Source organism: Eisenbergiella porci (assembly GCF_009696275.1).
In the GTDB taxonomy this organism is placed as follows: domain Bacteria; phylum Bacillota; class Clostridia; order Lachnospirales; family Lachnospiraceae; genus Eisenbergiella; species Eisenbergiella porci.
On the sequence record NZ_VUMI01000137.1, the window covers coordinates 1 to 1798 of the forward strand.

At 54.5% G+C, this 1798-nt stretch carries 3 protein-coding genes; all 3 read left to right on the plus strand.

Annotated features, from left to right (window positions below; all coding sequences use genetic code 11):
* The first annotated feature begins 23 nt into the window (after positions 1-23).
* On the plus strand, positions 24-437 hold the full coding sequence (locus FYJ45_RS29240) for a cysteine-rich VLP domain-containing protein (RefSeq protein WP_007215983.1): 414 nt from the start codon (positions 24-26) through the stop codon (positions 435-437).
* Positions 438-547: 110 nt separating this feature from the next.
* Positions 548-943, plus strand: a complete 396-nt coding sequence (locus FYJ45_RS29245; RefSeq protein WP_007215984.1) for a replication initiator protein A — start codon at positions 548-550, stop codon at positions 941-943.
* A gap of 183 nt (positions 944-1126) precedes the next feature.
* Positions 1127-1798: MobV family relaxase (gene mobV / locus FYJ45_RS29250; protein ID WP_154468420.1), on the plus strand; the 672-nt coding region annotated here is incomplete at its 3' end.

Below are 1798 nucleotides of genomic sequence, written 5' to 3' on the forward strand. Positions count from 1 at the left end.
GGAAAGCAAAATGGAGGGAACGCATGAGAGATAACCCCTATAAAGACTTGCCGCCGCTGGAACGCAGGCCGGACGGTTCCCTTTACCGCATGACACCGGCGCAGAAGAAACAGGCGGCCAGCCTGATACGCCGGGAGTGCTGTTGCTGTGAGGACGGCAACTGCATTGTCCTTGACGATGGGGACGCCTGCACCTGCCCGCAGACGGTTTCTTTCTCGGTCTGCTGTAAGTGGTTCCGCTGGGCGGTCTTGCCGCTGGACGGGACGCTGAAAGCGGAGATTTTCCGGGATAAGGACATGAAACGCTGTGCGGTTTGCGGCGGCGTGTTCGTCCCCAAATCCAACCGGGCTAAATACTGCCCGGACTGCGCCGCCAGAGTTCACAGGCGGCAGAAAACAGAAAGTGAACGGAAAAGGAGGTCTGCTGTGGACAGTTAGGAGCGGAAAAGCCTTGATTTATAAGGCTTCGCAGGCCCCAAACCGGGGCAGGTGGTATAAAGTATCGCCCGCCCCGGAAAACGGGCTTCTAACCGTCCACAAAACACGATATGACAAACACGATTTACATTCACCAGCCGGAACAGGCGTTCAGCTTCACCCGGCTCCCGAATTTTCTCTTTGAAGCCCCTACATTCAAGCCCCTGTCCAACGAGGCAAAGGTGTTGTACGCCTTTATCCTGCGCCGGACAGAGTTATCCCGCAAGAATGGGTGGGCGGACGAGTACGGGCGGATTTACCTGTACTATCCCATCTGCGAGGTAGTTGACCTGCTCCGCTGTGGGCGGCAGAAAGCGGTAAATACCATGCGGGAACTGCAATATGCCGGACTGGTGGAGATCCAGAAGCAGGGCTGTGGAAAACCCAACCGCATTTTCCCAAAATCCTATGAAGCGGTTCCGAACACCGACTTCAAGAAATCCCGTTCTGGTACGCCGGAGGGCTGAAAACCGTACCCATGAAGTACGGAAATCACTCCTGAGAAGTACGAAAACCGGACGGTATATAGAAATACAAAGATTAAAAAGATTGATTTATATTCTATCCATTCCAATCCTATCCGAGCTATTTTCTGCGGGATTTTCCCTGTGGAAAACCCCGGATAGGAAAGGAATGGGGAAAGGAGCAGAATGGCACAGCACGCAATTTTGCGTTTTGAGAAGCACAAGGGCAACCCGGCAAGGCCGCTGGAAGCCCATCACGAACGGCAGAAAGACCAATACGCCAGCAACCCTGATATTGACACCAGCCGGAGCAAATACAACTTCCATATCGTCAAGCCGGAGGGACGCTATTACCACTTCATTCAGAGCCGGATTGAGCAGGCCGGGTGCCGAACCCGCAAGGACAGCACACGGTTTGTCGATACGCTGATAACCGCCAGCCCGGAGTTTTTCAAGGGGAAATCCCCAAAGGAGATACAGGCGTTTTTCCAGAGGGCGGCGGATTTCCTCACCCACCGGGTAGGGCGGGAAAATATCGTGTCGGCGGTGGTACACATGGACGAGAAAACGCCCCACCTGCATTTGACCTTTGTTCCGCTGACAAAGGACAACCGCCTGTGCGCTAAGGAGATTATCGGCAACCGGGCAAACCTGACGAAGTGGCAGGATGATTTTCACGCCTACATGGTGGAGAAATATCCCGACTTGGAGCGTGGGGAAAGCGCCAGCAAGACAGGCCGGAAGCATATCCCCACCCGGCTTTTCAAACAGGCGGTTTCCCTCTCCCGGCAGGCAAGAGCCATTGAAGCCACACTGGACGGCATTAACCCGCTGAACGCCGGAAAGAAAAAAGAGGAA